The 21,645-nt window shown below is 67.1% G+C and carries 24 protein-coding genes; 14 read left to right on the top strand and 10 right to left on the bottom strand.

What is annotated here, in order from left to right; all coding sequences use genetic code 11:
- The first annotated feature begins 87 nt into the window (after positions 1-87).
- Both exaC and K7711_RS43230 read left to right on the top strand, forming a co-directional pair.
- On the top strand, positions 88-1,608 hold the full coding sequence (gene exaC, locus K7711_RS43235; RefSeq protein ID WP_281033029.1) for an acetaldehyde dehydrogenase ExaC: 1,521 nt from the start codon (positions 88-90) through the stop codon (positions 1,606-1,608).
- Complete coding sequence (locus K7711_RS43230) at positions 1,608-2,036, top strand: DUF779 domain-containing protein (protein WP_222978256.1); 429 nt, start codon at positions 1,608-1,610, stop codon at positions 2,034-2,036. Before exaC ends, K7711_RS43230 begins: the two co-directional genes overlap by 1 nt.
- 215 nt (positions 2,037-2,251) lie before the next feature.
- Here the strand turns inward: K7711_RS43230 and K7711_RS43225 are convergent, their stop codons facing one another.
- On the bottom strand, positions 2,252-3,805 hold the full coding sequence (locus K7711_RS43225) for a succinic semialdehyde dehydrogenase (protein ID WP_222978252.1): 1,554 nt from the start codon (positions 3,803-3,805) through the stop codon (positions 2,252-2,254).
- 116 nt (positions 3,806-3,921) lie between these two features.
- Positions 3,922-4,551 carry a LysE family translocator gene (locus K7711_RS43220; protein WP_222978293.1) on the bottom strand — a complete coding sequence of 210 codons (630 nt, stop codon included), beginning with the start codon at positions 4,549-4,551 and terminating at the stop codon, positions 3,922-3,924.
- Positions 4,552-4,715: 164 nt separating this feature from the next.
- On the opposite strand from K7711_RS43220, the gene K7711_RS43215 reads away from it, so the two are divergent.
- From K7711_RS43215 to K7711_RS43190, 6 genes are all read left to right on the top strand, one after another.
- Positions 4,716-5,135 carry a roadblock/LC7 domain-containing protein gene (locus K7711_RS43215; protein ID WP_222978251.1) on the top strand — a complete coding sequence of 140 codons (420 nt, stop codon included), beginning with the start codon at positions 4,716-4,718 and terminating at the stop codon, positions 5,133-5,135.
- On the top strand, positions 5,132-5,506 hold the full coding sequence (locus K7711_RS43210; protein WP_222978250.1) for a DUF742 domain-containing protein: 375 nt from the start codon (positions 5,132-5,134) through the stop codon (positions 5,504-5,506). Before K7711_RS43215 ends, K7711_RS43210 begins: the two co-directional genes overlap by 4 nt.
- A gap of 4 nt (positions 5,507-5,510) precedes the next feature.
- Positions 5,511-6,086, top strand: a complete 576-nt coding sequence (locus K7711_RS43205; RefSeq protein ID WP_222978249.1) for a GTP-binding protein — start codon at positions 5,511-5,513, stop codon at positions 6,084-6,086.
- Positions 6,087-6,499: 413 nt separating this feature from the next.
- The gene (locus tag K7711_RS43200) at positions 6,500-6,934 is read left to right on the top strand and encodes an NUDIX hydrolase (protein ID WP_222978248.1); all 435 of its coding nucleotides are present in this window, start codon (positions 6,500-6,502) and stop codon (positions 6,932-6,934) included.
- 265 nt (positions 6,935-7,199) lie between these two features.
- Positions 7,200-8,321 (top strand): NAD(P)H-dependent flavin oxidoreductase, encoded by a 1,122-nt coding sequence (locus K7711_RS43195; RefSeq protein WP_222978247.1) that lies wholly within the window; start codon positions 7,200-7,202, stop codon positions 8,319-8,321.
- Positions 8,322-8,543: 222 nt separating this feature from the next.
- Positions 8,544-9,305 (top strand): dienelactone hydrolase family protein, encoded by a 762-nt coding sequence (locus tag K7711_RS43190; protein ID WP_222978244.1) that lies wholly within the window; start codon positions 8,544-8,546, stop codon positions 9,303-9,305.
- 20 nt (positions 9,306-9,325) lie between these two features.
- Here the strand turns inward: K7711_RS43190 and K7711_RS48175 are convergent, their stop codons facing one another.
- The 3 genes from K7711_RS48175 to K7711_RS43175 form a co-directional block, all read right to left on the bottom strand.
- Positions 9,326-9,904 carry an LppP/LprE family lipoprotein gene (locus K7711_RS48175; RefSeq protein ID WP_222978243.1) on the bottom strand — a complete coding sequence of 193 codons (579 nt, stop codon included), beginning with the start codon at positions 9,902-9,904 and terminating at the stop codon, positions 9,326-9,328.
- A 177-nt stretch (positions 9,905-10,081) separates the two neighbouring features.
- Positions 10,082-10,522 carry an SRPBCC domain-containing protein gene (locus K7711_RS43180; RefSeq protein WP_222978242.1) on the bottom strand — a complete coding sequence of 147 codons (441 nt, stop codon included), beginning with the start codon at positions 10,520-10,522 and terminating at the stop codon, positions 10,082-10,084.
- Between the two features lie 67 nt (positions 10,523-10,589).
- Positions 10,590-11,834 (bottom strand): KasA/KasB family beta-ketoacyl-ACP synthase, encoded by a 1,245-nt coding sequence (locus K7711_RS43175; RefSeq protein ID WP_222978239.1) that lies wholly within the window; start codon positions 11,832-11,834, stop codon positions 10,590-10,592.
- 39 nt (positions 11,835-11,873) lie between these two features.
- On the opposite strand from K7711_RS43175, the gene K7711_RS43170 reads away from it, so the two are divergent.
- From K7711_RS43170 to K7711_RS43160, 3 genes are all read left to right on the top strand, one after another.
- Entirely contained in the window at positions 11,874-12,461 is a 588-nt protein-coding gene (locus K7711_RS43170; RefSeq protein WP_222978237.1) for a TetR family transcriptional regulator, read from the top strand.
- 174 nt (positions 12,462-12,635) lie between these two features.
- Positions 12,636-13,406: a 2-phosphosulfolactate phosphatase gene (locus K7711_RS43165; protein WP_222978235.1), complete on the top strand. Its 771-nt coding sequence runs from the start codon at positions 12,636-12,638 to the stop codon at positions 13,404-13,406.
- 336 nt (positions 13,407-13,742) lie between these two features.
- A complete protein-coding gene (locus K7711_RS43160) occupies positions 13,743-15,110 on the top strand; it encodes a 2OG-Fe(II) oxygenase (RefSeq protein ID WP_222978233.1) in 1,368 nt (455 codons plus the stop codon).
- Between the two features lie 62 nt (positions 15,111-15,172).
- Here K7711_RS43160 and K7711_RS43155 read toward each other — a convergent pair whose 3' ends face one another.
- Both K7711_RS43155 and K7711_RS43150 read right to left on the bottom strand, forming a co-directional pair.
- A complete protein-coding gene (locus K7711_RS43155; protein WP_222978292.1) occupies positions 15,173-16,216 on the bottom strand; it encodes a fused (3R)-hydroxyacyl-ACP dehydratase subunits HadA/HadB in 1,044 nt (347 codons plus the stop codon).
- Between the two features lie 145 nt (positions 16,217-16,361).
- Positions 16,362-16,760 (bottom strand): winged helix-turn-helix transcriptional regulator, encoded by a 399-nt coding sequence (locus K7711_RS43150; protein WP_222978231.1) that lies wholly within the window; start codon positions 16,758-16,760, stop codon positions 16,362-16,364.
- Between the two features lie 62 nt (positions 16,761-16,822).
- Between K7711_RS43150 and K7711_RS43145 the strand changes: the two genes are divergently transcribed.
- The 3 genes from K7711_RS43145 (at position 16,823) to K7711_RS43135 (ending at position 20,146) form a co-directional block, all read left to right on the top strand.
- Positions 16,823-17,662 (top strand): NAD(P)H-binding protein, encoded by an 840-nt coding sequence (locus K7711_RS43145; RefSeq protein ID WP_222978229.1) that lies wholly within the window; start codon positions 16,823-16,825, stop codon positions 17,660-17,662.
- Positions 17,663-17,916: 254 nt separating this feature from the next.
- A complete protein-coding gene (locus K7711_RS43140) occupies positions 17,917-19,008 on the top strand; it encodes an RNA ligase (ATP) (protein WP_222978227.1) in 1,092 nt (363 codons plus the stop codon).
- Between the two features lie 142 nt (positions 19,009-19,150).
- Positions 19,151-20,146, top strand: a complete 996-nt coding sequence (locus K7711_RS43135; RefSeq protein WP_222978225.1) for a GlxA family transcriptional regulator — start codon at positions 19,151-19,153, stop codon at positions 20,144-20,146.
- Positions 20,147-20,191: 45 nt separating this feature from the next.
- Here K7711_RS43135 and K7711_RS43130 read toward each other — a convergent pair whose 3' ends face one another.
- The 3 genes from K7711_RS43130 to K7711_RS43120 are packed head-to-tail and all read right to left on the bottom strand — an operon-like array spanning position 20,192 to position 21,463.
- Positions 20,192-20,389 carry a DUF397 domain-containing protein gene (locus tag K7711_RS43130; protein ID WP_222978224.1) on the bottom strand — a complete coding sequence of 66 codons (198 nt, stop codon included), beginning with the start codon at positions 20,387-20,389 and terminating at the stop codon, positions 20,192-20,194.
- On the bottom strand, positions 20,382-20,585 hold the full coding sequence (locus tag K7711_RS43125) for a DUF397 domain-containing protein (protein WP_222978223.1): 204 nt from the start codon (positions 20,583-20,585) through the stop codon (positions 20,382-20,384). Before K7711_RS43125 ends, K7711_RS43130 begins: the two co-directional genes overlap by 8 nt.
- Positions 20,582-21,463 carry a helix-turn-helix domain-containing protein gene (locus K7711_RS43120; protein ID WP_222978222.1) on the bottom strand — a complete coding sequence of 294 codons (882 nt, stop codon included), beginning with the start codon at positions 21,461-21,463 and terminating at the stop codon, positions 20,582-20,584. The genes K7711_RS43125 and K7711_RS43120 overlap by 4 nt, the downstream gene beginning before the upstream one ends.
- Between the last annotated feature and the right edge of the window lie 182 nt (positions 21,464-21,645).

The raw sequence follows: 21,645 nt of genomic DNA, 5'->3' as shown, positions 1-21,645 counted from the left end.
CGTGGGACGCGCGTCGGCTCGCGCAGGCATCGCGCCTGGCGTGAGCGTCATGGGCCCGCGCGTGCCACGGCCGACCACGAAGCGAGCATCATGATCTACGCCAAGCCCGGAACCGAGGGCAGCATCGTCGAATTCGCGCGCCGTTACGACAACTTCATCGGCGGGGACTGGAAAGCGCCCGCCGAGGGACGGTATTTCGAGAATCCCTCCCCCATCGACGGCGAAACCTTCTGCGAGGTGGCCCGATCCACCGCCGCGGACATCGACGCGGCCCTGGACGCCGCCCACGCCGCCGCGCCGGGCTGGGGTGCGACCCCGGCCGGGGAACGCGCCAACGTGCTCAACCGGATCGCGGACCGCATCGAAGCGAACCTCGAACGCCTCGCGGTGGCCGAATCGTGGGAGAACGGCAAGGCCGTGCGCGAGACCCTGGCCGCGGACCTGCCCTTGACCGTGGATCACTTCCGGTACTTCGCCGGTGCGGTGCGCGGCCAGGAGGGCGCGATCTCCGAGATCGACCAGGACACCATCGCGTACCACTTCCACGAACCGCTCGGCGTGGTCGGGCAGATCATCCCGTGGAACTTCCCCATCCTCATGGCCGCCTGGAAACTGGCCCCGGCGCTGGCCGCGGGCAACTGCGTGGTCATCAAACCGGCCGAGCAGACCCCGGCCTCGCTGCTGCTGGTGATCGATCTGATCGCGGATCTGCTGCCGCCCGGAGTGGTCAACGTGGTCAACGGATTCGGGGTCGAGGCGGGCAAGCCGCTGGCCTCGAGCCCGAAGGTGGCCAAGGTCGCGTTCACCGGCGAGACCACCACCGGCCGGCTGATCATGCAGTACGCGAGCGAGAACATCATCCCGGTCACCCTGGAGCTGGGCGGTAAGAGCCCGAACATCTTCCTGCCCGACGTCGCCGCCGCCGACGACGCGTTCCTGGACAAGGCCGTCGAAGGTTTCGTGATGTTCGCGCTGAACCAGGGCGAGGTGTGCACCTGCCCCTCGCGCGCGCTGATCCACTCCTCGATCTACGACGAGTTCATCGCCCGCTGCATCGAGCGCACCCGCGCGATCACCGGCGGCAACCCGCTGGACACCGACACCATGATCGGCGCGCAGGCCAGCAACGACCAGTTCGAGAAGATCCTGTCCTACCTGGACATCGGCCGCCAAGAAGGTGCCAAGGTGCTCACCGGCGGTCAGGCGCGCAAGGTGGAGGGCTACCCGAACGGGTACTACATCGAGCCGACCATCTTCGAGGGCCGCAACGACATGCGCGTGTTCCAGGAGGAGATCTTCGGCCCGGTGGTGTCGGTGGCCCGCTACGACGACGTCGAGGACGCGATCGCCATCGCCAACGACACCCTCTACGGATTGGGCGCGGGCGTGTGGACCCGCGATATGAACACCGCCTACCGGCTGGGTCGCGCGATCAAGGCCGGACGAGTGTGGACCAACTGCTACCACGCCTACCCCGCGCACGCGGCGTTCGGCGGATACAAGAAGTCCGGCATCGGGCGCGAGAACCACAAGATGATGCTGGATCACTACCAGCAGACCAAGAACCTGCTGGTCAGCTACTCGCCGAACAAGCAGGGATTCTTCTGATGCCCGATCCGGGCGAGGCGGGTTCGGCGCGGCGGATCGGGATCACCGACGCCGCGGCCGAACTGCTGGACCAACTGGTCGCCCGGCACGGTCCGGTGATGTTCCACCAGTCCGGCGGCTGCTGCGACGGCAGTTCCCCGATGTGTTATCTGCGCGGGGAGTTCCGGGTGGGCGCCGCGGATGTGCTGCTGGGCGAGCTGCCCGGGCAGACGCCGTTCTGGATGAGCGCGGACCAGTTCGACTACTGGCGGCACACCCACCTGACCGTGGACGTCGTGGCCGGGCGCGGCAGCGGATTCTCCCTCGAAGCCCCCGAGGGGGTGCGGTTCCTGATCCGCTCGCGGCTGCTCACCGACGCCGAGGTCGAACAGCTCGAGGCGGATCCGCCGCGCACAGGCGCGCACCTGTCCGGCGATCCACAGTCCTGATTCCAGCGGTTCCGCACCGGCCGTCCACTCCGGGGCGGAACCTGCCCGTGGCTGCCGCAGCCGCACACATCGTGCGGGTGCGGCAGCCACGCCCGACTCGTCCGGCCCCGGATTCACCCTCCCGGGGCCGGACGAGTGTGTTGTGGGCGAAGCGTGGTCCGCGAAGGCCCCTCTCCTGCGCGGATTCGACGCGACCACGCCCGATGTGGCGTGGTTCAGCGTCCGGGCAGGAACCGGATGCTGCGGGCGATCGCCATCAGCGCGGGCTGCCAGGTGCTCTGCGGCAGCCCGAACGGCGGATCCAGATTCATCCAGCGTGTGGCCACCACACTCTGCGGTTCGGTGAATTTCAGCAGCCCGTCCGGACCATGGCGGCGGCCCACGCCGGAAATGCCCATCCCGCCCATCGGCGCGGCGGTGGTGCCCCACGCGGGGGCGTACCCCTCATCGATGCAGACCGTTCCCGCGTGCAGACGCTCGGCGATGCGCTGTCCGTCCGCGGTGCTCGCGGCCCACACACTCGCGTTGAGGCCGTACTCGGTGTCGTTGGCGCGGGCGATGGCCTCCTCCACGCCCGAGACCGGATAGATCGACACCAGCGGGCCGAAGGTCTCGTTGCGGGCGCATTCCATCTCATCGCTCACCCCCGACAGCACCGTGGGTTCGAAGAACAGCGGCCCCAGATCCGGGCGCGCATTACCGCCGGCCAGCACCGTCGCGCCCTTGGACACCGCGTCGGCGACGTGTTTGGTGACCGTCTCGAGTTGCGCGGCGGAGATGAGGCTGCCGATATCGGTCGAGAAGTCGTATGCCGCACCCAGGTTCGCCGCGCGCACCGCCGCGAGGAACAGGTCGGTGAACTCCGCGGCCACCGTCGAGTCCACGTAGAGGCGTTCGATCGAGATGCACAGCTGCCCGGCGTTGGAGAAACACGCGCGCACCGCCGCGCGAGCGGCCTTGGCCAGATCCGCCCCGCGCGCCACGATCATCGGATTCTTGCCGCCCAGCTCCGCGGAGAACCCGATCAGCCGGTCCCCGCACTGACGCGCGAGAGTACGGCCGGTCTCCGAGGAACCGGTGAACATCAGATAGTCACACGACTGTACGATCTGGGTGCCCACCACCGCGCCCGGACCCGGGATCACCTGCAGCACATCGCGCGGCAGCCCCGCACGCAGGAGCAACTCCACATTCGCCAGCGCCGAATACGGGGTCTGGCTGTCGGGTTTGACGATCACCGCGTTCCCGGCCGCCAGCGCGGGCAGCGCATCACCGATCGACAGCAGCATCGGATAGTTCCACGGCGCGATCACCCCGACCACACCCTTGGGCCGGGCATGCACCGCGGCGCGGTTCAGCAGCGGGAACGCACCGCGCACCCGCTGCGGGGCAAGCAGTTTCGGCGCGACGCGGGAGAAATAGCGGGCCGCGAACATCAGGCCCATGATCTCCTCCTGCGCGGCCCAGCGGGCCTTGCCGGACTCGGCCTGGATCACATCCATCAACTGCTCGCGCTGCTGCACCACCAGCGCGCGATACCGGTCCAGGACCTGCGCGCGTTCGGCGGCCGGACGCGCGGCCCACTGCTGCTGGGCGGTGCGGGCGCGCGCGACCGCGGCGGTCACGTCGTCGGCAGCGCCGACGGGCACCTCACCGAGCACCTGACCGGTGAACACCTCGGTGATCGTGCGCGTCGCGTGGACCCCCGCGGAGTCGACCGCGGCGAATCCGGACAGGCGGGCGAATTCGGCGGGATCCGGTGCGGGCATGAACAGGCCTCCTACTTATGAGTAACCGCGCGATACGCACAATCTACCGCGCCGTGCGCCCACGGACCGCCCCTCACCCGGGCCGATCCGCCCCGGTGCCGGACCGATCGCCGGATTCAGTTGCTCTGCAACGCTATTCGCACACCCAGCCCGACCAGCAGCGTGCCCATCGCCCCATCGATCACCTGCCGCACCCGGCGGCGGGTGAACACCCGGCGCAACGTCGCGATCCCCACCGCGAGCACCACGAACCACGCCAGGGTCACCACCGTGGCCGCGACCGCGACCTGCGCGGTGTCCGCCAGCGTCGGGGACGCGGGCAGGAACTGCGGCAGCAACGCGACGAAGAACACCGCCGCCTTCGGATTGAGCAGATTGTTCAGCAGCCCCTGCCGGAAACCCGCCCGCACCCCCACCGGATCCGCCGAAACCTGCTCGGCGCCAGTGTCATAGGCCCCGCGCCGCGCGGCCAGCAACGCCCGCACCCCCAGATAGCACAGGTACACCGCACCGGCGAGCTTGACCACGGTGAACGCCATCGCCGAGGCCGCCAGCAACCCGGCCACCCCCAGCCCGCTCAGCACCGCCCACACGAACACCCCCAGCGCCACCCCGGCCCCCGACGCCATGCCCGCGCGCCGGCCCGAGAGCATCGCGTTGCGCGTGACGATCAGGAAATCCGGGCCCGGGGACATCGCACCCAGCAGCATCGCCCCACCCACACCACAGACCTGCGCAATCGACATCACCGACCGAGTATACGAATCGCTGTAACACCGCAGTGCCCCAGACATATTCGACAATTGCTGTCAAGAGTGCGGCCCTTGTCGGCCATTGTCCGTGGACCGGCCGCAACCTCGTCACAGAACGGTAATGTTGTGCCGAATCGCATGAGTCAGGAAGGCCGAGGATGACCATATCCAACGCAGGGGATCTCAACTGGCTGCTGGACGACCTCGTGGACCGCCTGGCCGGTGTGCGATACGCGGTGGTGCATTCCACCGACGGACTGGTGCTGGGCCGGTCCACCACGATGAGCCGGGAGGACGCCGAACACTTCGCCGCCATGTCCGCCACCCTCTACGGTCTGGCGCGCAGCGCCGGAAGCCGTTTCGACGGCGGCGGGGTGCGCCAGGCGGTCATCGAACTGGACCGCGCGGTCCTGTTCGTCACCGCCGCCGGAGACAACGCGTGCATCGCCTTGCAGGCCACCGACGACGCCAACCTCGGCATGGTCGCCTACGAGATGAACCTGACCGTGCAACGTCTCGGCAGCTACCTGTCCACCGGCACCCGCGGCCCGATGCACGCGCCGCAGCGATCCTCATGAGCGGCCACGGCCACTCGTGGTACGACGACGACGCCGGACCACTGGTGCGTCCCTACGCGGTCACCCGGGGCCGCACCGTCGGCGCCGGACACGACCTGGATATGCTCACCCTGGTCGTCACCCCCGAGGCCGCACCCCGGCTGCGGCGCACCGAACCCGAGTACGCGGCCATCGTGCGAGTATGTCGCGCACCGCAATCGGTGGCCGAGGTCTCCGCACTGCTCAAACTGCCTCTGGCGGTGACCAAGATCCTGGTCGGGGACCTCATCGGCGAGGGACACCTGACCTTCCGGGCACCGGTCGACACCGACGCCGGTCCCGGCGACCTGACCATCCTGCGAGCAGTCCTCGCCGGAATCCGAAAGCTCTGAACCCGTGACCGATACCCGAACCCTGGCCGCCTCGGTCAAAATCCTCGTCGCCGGTGGTTTCGGCGTCGGCAAGACCACCATGGTCTCCTCCCTCAGCGAGGTCACCCCGCTGCGCACCGAGGAACTGATCACCGAAATATCCACCGGCGTGGACGATCTGTCCGGCGTGGAAGCCAAGACCACTACGACCGTCGCGCTGGATTTCGGCCGCATCACCATCGACAACAACCTCGTGCTGTACCTGTTCGGCACCCCCGGACAGGACCGATTCTGGTTCCTGTGGGACGAACTCGCGCGCGGCGCGCTGGGCGCGATCGTCATCGCCGACACCCGCAGGCTGGAGAACTCCTTCGCCGCGATCGACTACTTCGAACGCCGCGGGCTCGTCTTCGCGGTCGCGGTCAACTGTTTCGACAACGCCCCGGTCTACACCCCCGACGAGGTCCGCGACGCACTGGACCTCGACGCGCAGGTGCCCGTCGTGCTGTGCGACGCGCGCGATCGCGGCTCGAGCAAAACCGTGCTGATGACCCTGGTGCAGCATCTGATCCAGCGCGCCACCTCCGCAGGCGTGCGCTGACCCGCGGCACCCGAGGATCCGGTAGCCCTCGAATGTCGTGCGCGGCTACCGGTCCGCGAGATCGATCTCGGCGAACGAGCCGACCCAATGATGCGGCGAGCGAGGGGAATTGGGCTATCCCGCCCGCGTGACACCCACCGCGCGCCAGCCCGCCGCCACGGCCGCGTCCAGTTCGTCGCCACGGCCGCGTCCAGTTCGTCGGGATGATCGGACACGAACAGGATCTCCGGCCCGCGCACCCCGATCGCCGAGGCGATCACCGCATGCGAGGCGGGCTCGCGTTTGGGCCCCGCGTTGGCCAGATCGAACCAGTCGCTGATCAACCCGCTCGAACCGGGATGTTCCCGAGCCCGGACCGGGACGCGGCCTCGCGGGCCACTGTTCGCGGCGCGGCGGCCGGTACTGTGCTCGGCATGCGCACCGAGCCGACCGCACTGCTCATCGACACCGTCGCCTGGGTGCTGATCGAGGATGGCCGGATCCTGTGCGCGCGCCCGCGCGGTAAGGACATCTTCTACATTCCCGGCGGCAAACGCGAAGGCGCGGAAACCGATCCGCAGACTCTGCTGCGCGAGATCGACGAGGAACTCACCGTCGCACTGCTGCCGGACACCCTCACCCACGTGGGCACCTACGAAGCCGAATTACACGGTGCTACACCGGGTTCGGTGCGCATGGCGTGCTACACCGCCGACCATACCGGCACCCTGGCGCCCAGCAGCGAGATCGCCGAGATCGCGTGGTTCACCTACCTGGACCGCGACCGTGTCCCGCCGGTCGATCAGCTGCTGTTCGACGATCTGGTCGCGCGCGGCATGCTGCCCGCGCGGCCGAACCTCGCCCACTGATCCCACCCCGCGCGCACCCGATTCCGCACCATCGGCCCGTTCCTCACGCCGTCCACCAAACTAGAACGAGTTGCGAGCGAATTTCAGTGCACGATTGTTTCCTGAAATCCTCGGATCAATAGTCTATAGAGGCATTTGACCGCCCGTAATTCGATCCCCCCTCTCGATTTGTGTACTCCGAGTCGCTAGCCTGAATATGAAACGTGTTCTAGTGTTATGCGGCGAGACTTTCCAGCGCCGGAAAACCAGAGGAGTACTTCACGCCATGCGTACCGAGATCTGCGAACGACTGGGCATCGACGTTCCCATCTTCGCCTTCACCCACTGCCGCGACGTCGCCGCCGCGGTGAGCAACGCCGGCGGGATCGGCGTGCTCGGCGCGGTCGGATTCACCGCCGAGGAGCTCGAGGTCGAGCTGGCCTGGCTCGACGAGCACGTGCAGGGCGTCTACGGCGTGGACCTGGTCATCCCCTCCAAGTACGAGGGCAAGGGCGCGGACGGGCTGAGCCCCGACGAGCTGGAAGCCAAACTCGCCGAGATGGTCCCCCAGGGCCACCGCGACTTCGCCGAGAAGATCCTCAACGACCACAACGTCCCGCACCTGCCCGAAGGCGAGCACCACCACCAGCTGCTGGGCTGGACCGCCACCACCGCGGGCCCGCAGGTCGAGGTCATCCTGCGCCACCCCAAGGCCAAGCTGGTGGCCAACGCGCTGGGCACCCCGCCCGAGGACATCATCAAGCAGGTCCAGGATTCGGGCCGGCTGATCGGCGCACTGTGCGGTTCGGTCAAGCACGCGCTCAACCACAAGCGCGCGGGCCTGGACTTCGTGGTCATGCAGGGCACCGAGGGCGGCGGGCACTGCGGTGAGATCTCCTCGCTGGTGCTGTGGCCGCAGGTCATCGACGCGATCGGCGACCTGCCCGCCCTCGCGGCCGGCGGTATCGGCAACGGCCGCCAGATCGCCGCCGCGATGGCCATGGGCGCGGCCGGGGCGTGGACCGGCTCGCTGTGGCTCACCGTCGAGGAGGCCAATGTGCCGCCCGCGCAGATGCAGTCCTACATCGATGCCACCAGCCACGACACCGTGCGCTCGCGTGCGTGGACCGGCAAGCCCGCCCGCATGCTGCGCAACGACTGGACCGAGGCGTGGGAGAGCCCCGAGAACCCGGACCCGCTGCCCATGCCGCTGCAGATGATGGTCGCCCTGGACGGCGTCAAGCGCGGGCACCGCTACCCCGAGGCCGCCAAGGACGTCAACTTCAACCCCGTCGGCCAGGTCGTGGGCCTGATGAACAAGGTCGAGCGCACCTCGGACCTCATGCAGCGCCTCATCGAGGAGTACCTCGAATCCTGCGAGCGCCTGAACAAGCTCAACAACGGCTGAGTTCGCCACCCGCACAACACGATTGCGCCGCCCCCGGATGTCGGGGGCGGCGCAATCGGTTGACATCGAGCCTGCCCGGTGGGCTACGGTGTGAGCCGATGACTACCGGGACGGCGTTACGCCACACACGGATGGGTTACCCGGCGCTGTTCTGAGCGCCGCGCGGGCCCCGCCTTCGTCGTGTTGATCACCGAACATCAACTACGACAGAAGGATTCAACGATGACTACAACGCACGGTACGTCCGTCGACGTGCAGACACCCGACGGTGTCGCCGACGCATACCTCACCTCCCCCGACGACGGCGCCGCCCATCCGGGCGTACTGGTGATCCAGGACGGCTTCGGACTGCGGCCCAGCCTGCGATCACTGGCCGATCGCATCGCCGCCCACGGCTACACCGTCCTGCTACCGAACGCCTACTACCGGCACGGGCGGGCGCCGGTGATCGAACTGCCGGACTTCATCGACCCAGCGCAGCGGCCGGAGATCTTCGAGCAGGTGTTCCCGATGATCCGCGACCTGACCCCGCAGCGCCTACGTTCGGATGCCGACGCCTACCTCCGGTGGCTGGCAACCTCGCCGCAGGTCACCCCGGGCAAGGTCGGCCTCGCCGGCTACTGCATGGGTGCCCGGCTGGCGGTGATGGCCGCCGCCATGTTCCCCGACCGGGTCGCCGCGGTGGCCGGATTCCACGGTGGCCCACTCGTCACCGACACCCCCGGCAGTCCGCACCTGAGCGTCGAAAACATCACCGCGGAGCTGTATTTCGCCCACGCCGGGAACGACGAGCACATGACGCCCGAACACATCGACCGGTTCGACAAGGCACTCACCGCCGCCGGCGTCCGCCACCGCACCGAGGTCTACCAGGGAGCACAACACGGCTTCACCCAGGCCGACACCTCCGCCCACGACCCCGACGCCGCCGCCCGGCACTACCGCGAACTGCTGACCCTGTTCGACCGCAACCTGCGCCGGTAAGCCAGGAAACCCGACACCGATCAGCTCGGGGGGTTGCCGATCATCACCACATGCGTTCCGTCCCAATGGAACTTGACCTGGGTGATCTTGCCGTCGGAGCAGGCGTTGCAGCTGCCCGGAGTCTTGTAGCTCAACGCCACCGTGTCATCGGCGGTCGCGGCCGGGGCCAGGGAGGTGAACCCGTATGCCTTGGACGTCGCGGTGCCCAGATAATGCCCCGAATGGAACATCAGCGCCTGATTCGGTGAGCTGCCCGTCGCGCCCTTGATCGAGATGATCGCGGTGGACAACGTGGCGCACGGATTGAAATTGCCCTCGATCGAGGCCGGATTCGTCTCCCACTGCGCATGGGTGACCGGTTCGACCGGTTGCTTCTCGATCGCGGCGCGAACCGTCGGCGAGGACAGATCGACCCCGCACTTGCTCAGCGGCGCGCCCGCGGTCGCGATGTGCGGGTCCGGCGAATTCGCCTGCGCCGCGGCAGAAGTGGGCGAGGTGGCCGCACGATCGGCGTTGGTGCTGTCGCTGCTGCCGCAACCTGCCAGCAGGCCCGCGCAGACGACACTGACAAGGACGGCAACGCCGGTGGATCGGAACACTGTCGGTGACCTTCCGTCGGTTCTTCGTGCACGATGTCATTACCCCGAGCAGCGCGGAGTATTCCGCACCGCCGCGGGCGTCGCACAGACCCGAATTCCCGGGCCCGCGCGATCGGGTCGAGAAAACCTGTGTGCTGCAACTGGATCGGCCTGATCGAGCCAGGCGTTAACGCACGCTCAGGCGAGCTGGGCGGCGCGCTCGGCGACCGCGGCGGTCATCGCGCCGAATCCGCGCCGCAGCGCCCCGCCCATCAGACCGGTCACCACCGGCAGCAGCCAGCCGCCGAGTTCGAAGTGCGAGTCGTAGCGGCAGCGGTCCGCACCCAGTGGAGTCAGGGTGTGCGAGCGCTCGCTGTGCAGCGCGCCCAGCGGAATGGGCTTCATGCAGTAGGTGAATCCGGTCTGCGGGGTCACCGAGCGAATGTATTCGCGCTGCGTGCGTTCCCCCGAACCCAGCAGCCGCACCCGCATGGTGATCGGCGCGCCGGGCTCGAGGGTCGACTCGGCCGAGACGCAGAACGGATTCCACTCCTCGTAGCGCGGGAAGTCGGTCAGCACCCGCCACACCACCTCGGCGGGAGCATCGATCTGCACGGTGTCATCGATCACGAAGGCCATGCCCGAACAATACTGAAACAAGTTCTAGACAGTGGGTGCGGGTGCGCGACCGGCGCACCCGCACCGCTCAGGCGCGCCCGACCGCCAGGGACACGTTGTGCCCGCCGAACCCGAACGAGTTGCTCAGCGCATACGAGATGTTCTGCTCGCGGGCCTTGCCGGCCACGATGTCCAGTTCCACACCCTCGTCGGGATTCTCGAAATTCAGTGTGGGCGGGACGATTCCATCGCGCACACTGCACACCGTCAGAATCGCCTCCAGCGCGCCGACCGCGCCGATCGAATGCCCCAGCGCACCCTTGGGCGCGTACACGCTCGCCTCGGGCGAGACCGCGGTGATCGCGTTGGCCTCCGAGGCATCCCCGACCGGGGTGGAGGTCGCGTGCGCGTTGATGTGCTGGATATCGGACGGGGCCAGCCCGGAGAATTCGATCGCCTTGCGCATCGCGCGCGCCGAACCCTCACCCTCGGGCTGGGTGCCGGTGATGTGATAGCCGTCCGAGGTGATCCCCGCGCCCATCACCCGGCCGTGGATCTGCGCGCCACGCGCACGGGCGAACTCCTCCGATTCCAGGATCACCAGCGCACCGGCCTCACCGAACACGAAACCGTCGCGGTCGCGGTCGAACGGGCGCGAGGCGCGGGTGGGTTCGTCGTTGCGGGTGCTCATCGCGCGCATCATCGCGAAGCTCGCGATCGGGATCGCCTCGATGTATCCCTCCACTCCGCCCGCGATCGCCACATCGGCCTCCCCGGTGGCGATCAGCCGCCACGCGTGCGCGATCGCTTCCGCGCCCGAGGAGCACGCCGAGGTCGGTGCGTACACGCCCGCCTTCGCGCCGAATTCCAGGCCCACGCGCGCCGCGGAACCGTTGGGCATCACCATCGGCACGGTCAGCGGATGGATCTTGCGATAACCCCCGGCCTCCATCTGGTGGATGGCGGTGTGGATGGTGTCGCCGCCGCCCAGGCCCGTGCCGATCGCGACCGCCAGGCGTTCACCGTCCACATCGGGTTTACCGGCCTCCTCCCACACCTGACGGCCCAGCACCAGCGCCAACTGCTGCACATAGGAGTGCCGGCGTAGCTCGATACGGGTCAGATGCTCCCCCGGTCCCTGCTTCAGCTTGCCGCCGATGCGGACCGGCAGATCGTATTTGGTGACGAATTCGTCTGTGAGCGGGCCGATTCCGCTCTCGCCAGCCAGCAGGCCAGTCCACGTGCCGACCAGATCCGGGGCCAGGCTGGTCGTGGTGGTCATACCGGTGACGACCACATCGCGTCGCGAATGTGAAGCAGTTGTTACACCCATGGCGTCATGAATACCTGTACCAAGCGCTACAGTCAACCGGTGCCACGCCCCCTCGACCAGGCCCGCCGGGCCGCTCTGCTCGCCGGAGTCATCGCCTACATCGGCGATCACGGACTCATCGAACTGTCCCTGCGCCCTCTGGCGGACTACCTGGGCACCAGCTCACGCATGCTGATCCACTACTTCGGCAGCAAGGAGCAGATGCTCATCGCGGCCCTGGAAACCCAGCGACCCGATATCGCGGGCCTGTTCGCCGGAGTCACCGACATCGATATGCTCCGGCGCCGCATGATCGAATCGTTCTGCGTGAACACCACCAGCGACTGGGTCACCAGCACCGGTGTGCTGCTTCAGGTCCTGGGCGTATCCACGGTCCCGGCCAGCCCCTTCAGCGACTACGCCAACGACGCGGTGCACATCCTGGTCGACGCCCTCACCGAAGTCCTGCAGACCCTGGACCCGCACATGCCGGACCCCATATCCACCGCCACCCTGCTCATCTCGGGCATCCGCGGCCTCCTGCAGGACCGCCTGGTCACCGGCGACACCACCCGCGTCTCCAAAGCCGCCCGCCTCCTGATCAACCAGTGCCTACCCGCAGCCAACGCCCGCACCCCCGGCCCCTGAGCCTCAGCTGACCGCTCGCATCGCCCGCTTCCCTGCGCCCGTCTGTTCCCGGGGGTGGAACCGAATGAGGTATCTGTCGGAGTTTGCGATGCTGCGACGTGGCCAGATGATCCGATCAGCTGCGTGCACGACGCTCTGCATACACTGAAACCGGCACGAGGACAGGGGGATCCGATGAACGTGGACTGGGCAGCACAGGGGTCCTGGGGTGTGCGGATGGACTGGGGGCCCGCAGGCGCAGAGGCACTGGCACCCGGCAGCGCGGTCGTGGTGGTGGTCGACGTGCTGTCTTTCACCACGTCGGTATCGGTGGCCGTGGCGCGCGGAACCCAGGTGCTGCCGTGCCCGTGGCACGACGAACGCGCTCAGCGGATGGCCGAACGTCACGATGCCGAACGGGCTGTCGCACGCTCGAAAGCCTCAGCGCGGCAACCGTGGTCGCTGTCCCCGGCTGCTCTGCGACACGCGCCCGCACCCGCACGGCTGGTCCTGCCCTCACCCAACGGATCGGCCATTTCCTCGGCCGTCACCACGGCACCGGTGGCCGCGGCATGCCTGCGCAACGCCTCGGCGCTCGCGCAATGGATTCGCGCACAAGGCTGGGGAACTCTCGACCAGCCGGTCTCGGTGATCGCCGCAGGGGAATCCTGGCCCGAACAACCGATCCTGCGCCCCGGAATAGAAGACTGGCTCGGTGCGGGAGCCGTGGTATCCGCACTGGCACGTCACGGCGCAGGCCCCCTATCCCCCGAGGCGACCGCCGCGCAAGCCGCCCACGACGCCGTCACCGACCTGCCCGATCTGATCCGCAACTGCGCGTCCGGACGCGAACTCGCCACCATGGGATTCGCCGAGGATGTCGAGATAGCCGTCGAAATCGACAGCAGCACAGTGGTTCCCGTCCTGCGCGAGGGTGCTTTCGCGGATGCGGCGAATACCCGCTGACGCACAGCCGTGTCGCCCGGCACGCGTTTGGTCCTTTCCGGTTCACTGAAACCGAGATGACGGACCTGAGCAGTCCGATCAGCTCGGACATCGCGTCGACACGATTCGCCACACGCCCTGATCGACCGAACTCGGCGCTCGGAACTCTCGACGCGATGAGTCGCCATCTCGGCGACAGATGGTGCGGCCCAGGGCAATTGCCGTCAGTGCAAGGTCCGGCGATATCAGCCTGCTCCACGGTGGACAAAGGCGCGAAGGGCGCACTGACGTTCGCGGCGTGCCGCAACCTCTGACAGGATGCTGGGGATTGCCGCACGGCAGACTTGGGAGACGGGGATGACGGACAAGACCTTACGGGCCATCGGCGAGTTCCTGAGGTCGGTTCGGCCGCCGGGGTCCTTCGTCGCCTGCCGTACCGCACCGGCCGGGGATCTGGCGATCGAGGTGGACGGGATTGGTGCGCTCGGGTTTCCGGTGATGCCGGTGCAGGCGATGAAGTTGCGCAAGATCGCGCGCCCGGCCCGTTACGGCCTCGGCGAGCAGACGCTGCTGGATCCGAGCGTGCGCGACACCGGCGAGATTCCCCGCGAACTCGTCACCGTCGACCAGGACCGCTGGCGCCGCGGGTTGGCGCCGATTCTGGATGCGCTGCGGTTCGATCTGGGTCTGCCGCCCGATTGCGAGCTTTCGGCCGAGTTGCATTCGATGCTGATCTACGGACCTGGGCAATTCTTCCGGCGGCACCGGGATTCGGAGAAGTCCGACGGCATGATCGCCACTCTCGTGGTGACGCTGCCGTCGACGTTCACGGGCGGCGAGCTGGTGGTCGAACATCACGGTGAGCAGGTGATCGACCACGGGTCGCCCGACGAACTCGGCCTCGTCGCGTTCTACACCGACTGCGAGCACGAGGTGCTGCCGGTGACCCGAGGCAGTCGAATCTCGCTGACCTACAACCTGATCGCCAGCCCACGCGCCGTCCCGATCGCCGATACCGGCGCGACGGACCCGGCCGTCGCGGCGCTGGCCGAACAGCTGCGCGAGCACTTCGCCACCCCGGTACCCGATACGACCTGGCGCGCAAGCAGCGATCCCGCGCTCCCGCGCCCACCGGACCAGCTCGTCTACCTCCTGGATCACCAGTATTCCCAACGCGGATTCGGGTGGGATCAGCTCAAGGGCGCCGACACGACCCGCGCCGAGGTTCTCCTCGCCGCAGCCGACAGCGCGGGCTGCGACACGGCTCTGGCCCTGGCGGAGGTGCAGGACAACCACAGCAGCGAAGATCTCGCGGACGAGTTCTGGATGTGTGGCCGGCGGCGCCGCTGGGAACGCATCGACGGCAGCTGGGAACTCGTCCAGGACGAGTGGGAGCCCAACGAGTTCACCGAGGACGAGCCACTGGAAGAAGAACGGGCCGAAGGCTCCCTGCCCATCGACCATCCCGACCGGATGACACCCGAGGAACTGAACACGCCGAGCTCGCATCTCACATTGACGTGGTGGATCGACCGAGCGGGAGAGATCACGGGCCCGGTTACCCGAAAGGTCTCTCCCGCCGAGATATGCATCGACACAACGGAAGTGGACCTGCAGCCGTTCGCCGTCGAATCCGAGGGGTTCACCGGCAATGAGGGCAACACGGTGGATCGCTGGTACCGGCGCGCGGCCATCGTCGTGCGGCCTCGGAGCGCACCCGCGTAACCCTGGCGGCACGGTGTCACCTGGCATCAGGCGGCAACAGCCTGAAGGTGTTGTCGCGGCGACTATGCGAGACGCACGTTCGCAGTGGTGAGGCCGAAAACCTTGCGGCCCGCCGATTTCGCGACGATGACGACAACAGCGGTCCTGGTGTCGGGATCGACCGACTTGACGCGGCCGGTGAACTCGACGCTTCCGGCGGAGGTGGCTTCGATCGCCGCGTAATTGGACAGCCGGACACCGTATCTGATGAGCGCGGCCGGATCGCCGAGCCATCCGGTGACGAATCCGGCGCCCAGGCCCATGGTCAGCATCCCGTGGGCGATCACATCCGGAAGACCCGCCAGAGCGGCGACCCCGTCGTGCCAATGGATGGGGTTCGCGTCGCCCGAGACACCGGCATAGTTCACCAGATCCCCGCGGGTCAGCTTCACCGAACGAGCGGGAAGCTCGTCACCGACCGCGACGTCCTCGAATCGCAGCGCGGTGCGCGGCACACGTGTGCGCGAGAGCGTCGAAAGACGCGCGGCGGTCTCGGAATCCGGATCCGTCACCAGTAGCCCGTCCGCACCGGCGGCCACGGTCGCGGTTCGGGGAGTCGTATCGAGCCCGCTCATGATGACGCGCTCGACCCGTTCGCTCAGGTCGGCCTCGACGTCCTCGCTGGTGAGACCGAGCACGGTGGTGTGCATGATCTGCACGATCTCACCGGACCGGTCCAGGAACGTGTTGGTGATGGTGAGCAGGTCCTTGCCCGCGACACGACGCACCGAGGACAGCTCGACATCGCTGACCAGCTGGTCGCCGGTGTGCACCGGGGCGTACATCTCGAAAACCTGATCGGTCTGCACGACCACGTCGTAGCCGGTCATGACGGTCTCGAGCAGCCGACGGTTGGCCAGCATCGCGACGGTGGAGATGAACGTGGTCGGCGCGATCAGACCGGCGTATCCGAGCTCACCGGCAGCGGCCTCACTCCAGTGCGCCGGGTGGAAGTCCTGTACCGCTCGCGCGTACTCACGGATCTTCTCCCGCCCCACCTCGTAGTAGTCGTCCGCTCGATAGCGGTACCCCACCAGCCCAGCCACATCGAACGCCGCTTCCACCAAAGCCACTCCTCTGTCCGGGATTCCTTCGACACTCGTAACCGAGACCGGCAGCACCGAATTCACGAGTGAAGCCCCACCTTAAACCGTGCTCACCGGACTCGACGAGCAGGCCACCGCGCAGGGCGGACATGGTCATGGGATGGGGTCATCGGGGCCGGCGGTCGAAGTGGCGCTGGGCTGTGACGACCTCGACGGTGTGCTGCCGGATCCAGTCCAGGAACTGTTGCAGCGACTCGGTCAGGCCCTGGCCGAGTGGGGTGAGCGCGTAGCTGACCCGGGGTGGGGTGGCGGGCTCGACCGTCCGCTCGACCAGACCGTCACGCACCAGGGTGCGCAGTGTCTGCGACAGCATCTTCTCGCTGATTCCGCCGATCCTCGCGTGCAGTTCGGAGAACCGCCGTGGCCCGCCTCCCAGCGCGGCCAAGATCAGCGTGCCCCACCGGCTGGTGATGTGCTCGAGCACTTCCCGCGCGGGGCACGCGCTGTTGAATGCGTCACTCACGCCTTGCCAGGCGTCGTGATCAGCCTGCGAACCTACCTCCACGCTCGGAGCTTACCTCAGGGTATGTCCTTTCGATAAGTTAGCCACGGGCTTAGGTTGCTGCCATGGTCACAGTCGTTTTCGGAGCCAGAGGCAATGTCGGTCGCCACGTCGCGGCGGGTTTGAGATCGGTCGGCGAGGAGCTTCGCCTCACGAGCAGGACACCGGGTGCTGCGGGTGTGCCGCCGGGATCGCAGGTCGTCGCAGCCGATCTGGAGAGCCCTGAAACCCTGCCCGCCGCACTCGACGGCGCGCAGCGGGTTTTCCTCTACGCCAAGCCCGAAGGGATCGACGGCTTCGTGGCGGCGGCCGAGGCAGCCGGAGTACAGCACGTCGTCCTCCTGTCCTCCGGGTCCGTGGTGCACGCCAACGCCCCGCGCAACCCGATCGCCCAGGCGCATCTCGCCGTCGAGTCCGCTCTCGAAAAGTCCGCTCTGGCATGGACATTCATCCGGCCGGGCATGTTCGCCACCAACACGCTGTGGTGGTGGCAGAAATCGATCCGCGAGCAGGGCCTCGTGCGCGTACCGTATCCGGACTCGCACACAGCACCCGTCCATGAGAAGGACATGGCCGCGATCGCAGTGACCGCCTTGACCCAACCTGGTCACCACCGCCGCGCCTACACCGTGTGGGGCCCGGAGTCGCTGTCCATTCGCCAACTGCTGCAACACATCAGCGCGGCCATCGGCCGCGAGATCACCCTCGAGGTGATTTCGGACGATCAGGCACGTACCGAACTCGCCAACACCATGCCCTCCATCGGCGTCGACGCGGTCCTGGCCGCATGGCGGGCCGGAACAACCACCTCTGCGCAGGTGTCGACGGTCGTGCCGGACGTCACCGGTCGCCCCGCGCACACCTTCGCGCAGTGGGCGCAGGATCACGCGAGCGACTTCCGCTGAGCGGCTCCCACTGCTTGCCGGTCCGAATCGACTGCCCTGGAACATAACTGGCGAGGACGGTTCGACACCCGGCCAGTGGTGGCAGCCCAATCTCGACAGCGCCGCGGATCCCGCCGTGGTAGCGCCACACATTCCGGGAGTCGGCCACGTGAACACCGGCGCAGGCCCGAAATTCGCCGACCGTGTCGGGGGAAATTCGGTCGACGACGTGCGACCACGAGCCTTACGCTCGGCCGATCCAGAAAGGAGCCGGCATGTCCACGTTTCGAGTTACCTCCGAACGGCTCACCGTCCATCCGCATCCGAACGCGGATCGACTGGAGCTGGCGCAGGTCGGGCTGTACCGGGCAGTGGTGGCCAAGGGGCAGTTCAGCACCGGTGATCACGCGGTGTACATCCCGGAGCAGGCGATCGTGCCCGACCCGCTGATCGAGGAACTCGGACTGACCGGGAAGTTGGCTGGCCGCCAACGGAATCGAGTCAAGACGGTGCGACTGCGCGGCGAGGTCTCACAGGGCATCGTCTGCCGCCCACGGCAACTGCACGACGCCGATCTGACGCAGGCCGCCGCCGCGGGCACCGATTTCGCCGAGCTGCTCGGCATCACGAAATGGGTTCCACCGGTGCCGGTTTCGATGTCCGGCCAAGCCGAACCGGCACCGAATCTGCTGCGCTGGATCGATATCGAGAACATCGCGCGATACCCGGATATCTTCACCCCGGGCGAGCCGGTGGTGGCGACGGAGAAGATCCACGGCACCGCCTGCCTCATGACCTACCTTCGCGACGGCGATCAAGTTCTGGTGTCGTCCAAGGGAATCGGATCCCAGTCCCTGGCACTCACCCAGGCCGCCGGCAACCTGTACTGGCGGGCGGTGACCCGATACGCGCTTGCGGACGTCGCGCGCAAGCTCGCCGCGGGGCTGAACGTGGACCGGGTCGCGCTGTTCGGCGAGGTGTACGGCGCCGGGGTGCAGGATCTGCACTACGGGGCGAGCGCACAGCACGACCACACACTCGGCTATGCGTTGTTCGATATCGCCGTCGACGTCGGCGAGGGACCTCAGCGCTGGCTGAGCCCGGCCGAAATCGACTCGGCCCTGGGCGATCTCGGCCTGGAAGTGCCGCGGGCGCCGGTGCTGTTCGAGGGACCGTACGACATCGATACCCTGCTGCGGCTCGCGGACGGCACCGAGACCATCACCGGTACCGCAGCGAATATCCGCGAGGGTCTGGTGGTCCGGCCCGCCGTCGAAAGACACTCGACCACACTCGGCGGCCGCGCCATCGGCAAGATCGTCTCCCCCGCCTACCTGCTCCGCGACGGCGGCACCGAGTACGAATGAACCCGGGTCGGCGGCATCGGTGAATTCCGGTGCCGCCGGCTCAGCGATGGGATGTATGTCGCAACGAGTCATATGTGGACGGTAGATAGCAGAACCCGCGACTACCCGTGTCGTACCAGACAGATCGAGTACTGTTCGCGACATGGAGGCTGCGGTACTCGTCATCGATGGTGTGGCCGATTTCGGGTTCGCGGCGGTGCTCGAGACCTTCAACATGGCCAATGCCCTGTTGCCCGAGCTGGAATCCCCGCCCGCGCCCTGGCGGGTGCGCACCGCCTCGCTCGGCACCAGCGTCCGGTCCGCGCACGGCCACCTCGTGCCGACCACGCCGCTGGACGATCTATCCGGTGCGATCGATGTGATGATCATCCCGGCGATCGGCATTCCCGACGCCGAAGGATTGGTCGAGCTGATCTCCGCGCCCGCGAACCGTCCACTGCTGGAACGCATTTCCGAAGCGCAGCAGCACGGAACCCACCTGGCCGCAGCCTGCACCGGAACATTTTTCCTGGCCGAGGCCGGAGTGCTGGATGGTCTTGCCGCGACCACCAGCTGGTGGCTCGGCCCCTCCTTCCGCCGCAGGTATCCCCGAGTCGATGTCCACGAAAGCCGCACCCTGTGCCACGCGAAGGGGGTGACCACCGCCGGAGCGTCCCTCTCGCACCTGGATCTTGCACTGTCACTGGTCAGTTCGGTCAGTCCGGCGCTGGCCGAGATCGTCGCCAGGTATCTGGCGATCGCCGATCGGGGGCCACAGATCGAGTTCTCGATTCCGGAGGTCGTCGCCCGCGGCGACTCACTCGTCGCGTCGTTCGAACGCTGGGTGCGCGAGCGCGTCGCCGATCAGTTCTCGATCAGCGACGCCGCCAAGGCCCTGGGCATCACGACGCGCAGTCTGCAGCGTGCGACCCAGGCCGAGTTGGGCATGTCACCAAGGGATTTCGTGGACGAGATCCGCCTCGAGCGAGCCACGAGGCTCCTGCGAACGACCAATCTGTCGGTGGACGCGATCGCCGCGAAAGTCGGTTATCTCAACGCCGGAACGCTGCGGGCACTGTTCCGGCGACGCCGCGGCAGGACCATCGCGGAGGTTCGCGGGTCGAACGCCGCCTGGGGGCCTGCGGCGAGACGGGGGTAGCCGACCTGTCGCGGCCACCGGTATCGAATCACGAACACCGAGCTGTCAGTCGAGCATGCCTCGGGTCGCCGCGTCCGTGAACATTGCCCACTCGTCGGAGGTGAAGACCAACGCCGGGCCCGAAGGGCTCTTCGAATCACGAACGCCGACACGATCTCTGGGCAGGAACGCGACCTCGAGGCAGTTCTTGTCGCCGCCGCTGCGGGTGCTCTTGAACCACATTGCACCTGTCAGGTCAATCATCGAACTTGCCCCGAAATGCTGAATCCACGAAGGCGGACCACTCGTCAGACGTGAATACCAGCGCAGGACCAGACGGCTCCTTTGAATCACGGACGCCGACAAGGCTTTTCGGCAGGAAAGCGACCTCGACGCAGTTCTTCGAGCCACCGCTGCGGCTACTCTTGAACCACTTCGCGCTCGCTAGGTCATCAGTCACGACACGTACTCCTTCGCGATCTGCCGAAGCAGGGCTCGACTCGCTACCGCATCCAACGAACTTCGCCGGAAACACTCGTATGCCTCATGATATCGCCTGACCGCAATCGGTTTCGCAAGGTACAAGTCCCCTGTGAAACATTCCGTATAGACAACCGGCGGCTCGACCGACTGCCCGTCTTTGTCGGTGCCGAACTCGAGGATGACGAACGGGCCGACAGCATCACCGAGAGGGAAACCCGCACTGAACGGCAATATCCGCAGACTGACATTAGGACGTGTTCCAATGTCCGCCAAGTGCTTGAGCTGGGCCGCCATGACCTTCGCGCCGCCCACGACGCCCCTCAAGGCCGATTCGCGCAGTATGACGTCGAGGGCGATCGGCTGAGTCTTTCGCGTAATCCTGGTTTGCCTCCGCATCCGCAACTGCACCCTGCGTGTATGCCCCTCGGCGCTGTCATCAGGGTAAACAGATCGGATCAAAGTACTGGCGTACGCGGGGGTTTGCAGCAAACCCGGCACTAGTTCAGGTTCATAACTTGTCAGCCGCTGAGCCGAAGCCTCCAGCCCCACAAAGAAATCGAAGTTCTCCGGCATCAAGTCGCCGTATTCGTACCACCAACTCTGCTCATTCCCCTGTGCGGCAAGACCTTTCATCGCGGCAGTGTGGCCTGTGTCAAAATCGTAGATCTCGCACAGCGCGTCGAGATCCACCTCTCGCAGCTTGGCTACCGTACCCTTCTCGATTCGCTGCAATGTGCTCGCGCTGCGCTGAATCATGTCGGCTGCCTGGTGCAATGTCAGGCCGCGCTCCTGGCGGCCCTCCCGCAGATACTTCCCCAGCTGACGTCGTGCCAGCGTCGACCCGTCCTCCGACATACCCGCCTCCCGCTACGGTCCGTTGATGAGGCCAGCCCACCATGGCGCAATCTCCTGAAGGCCCTGCCAGAGCAGATTTTCATTCGATCCACGCATCAGCCCAGGACGGATCTCAGTTGGGATTGCACCGCTTTGCATCCGGCATCCGGCTTCACGCCGACAGCCGCGAAGCGCGTACCAGG

Origin of the sequence: Nocardia coffeae (assembly GCF_019890715.1) — a bacterium.
GTDB lineage: Bacteria > Actinomycetota > Actinomycetes > Mycobacteriales > Mycobacteriaceae > Nocardia > Nocardia jiangxiensis.
Note: the sequence above shows the minus strand (reverse complement) of the source record. Positions and strands in the feature narration are given on the sequence as shown.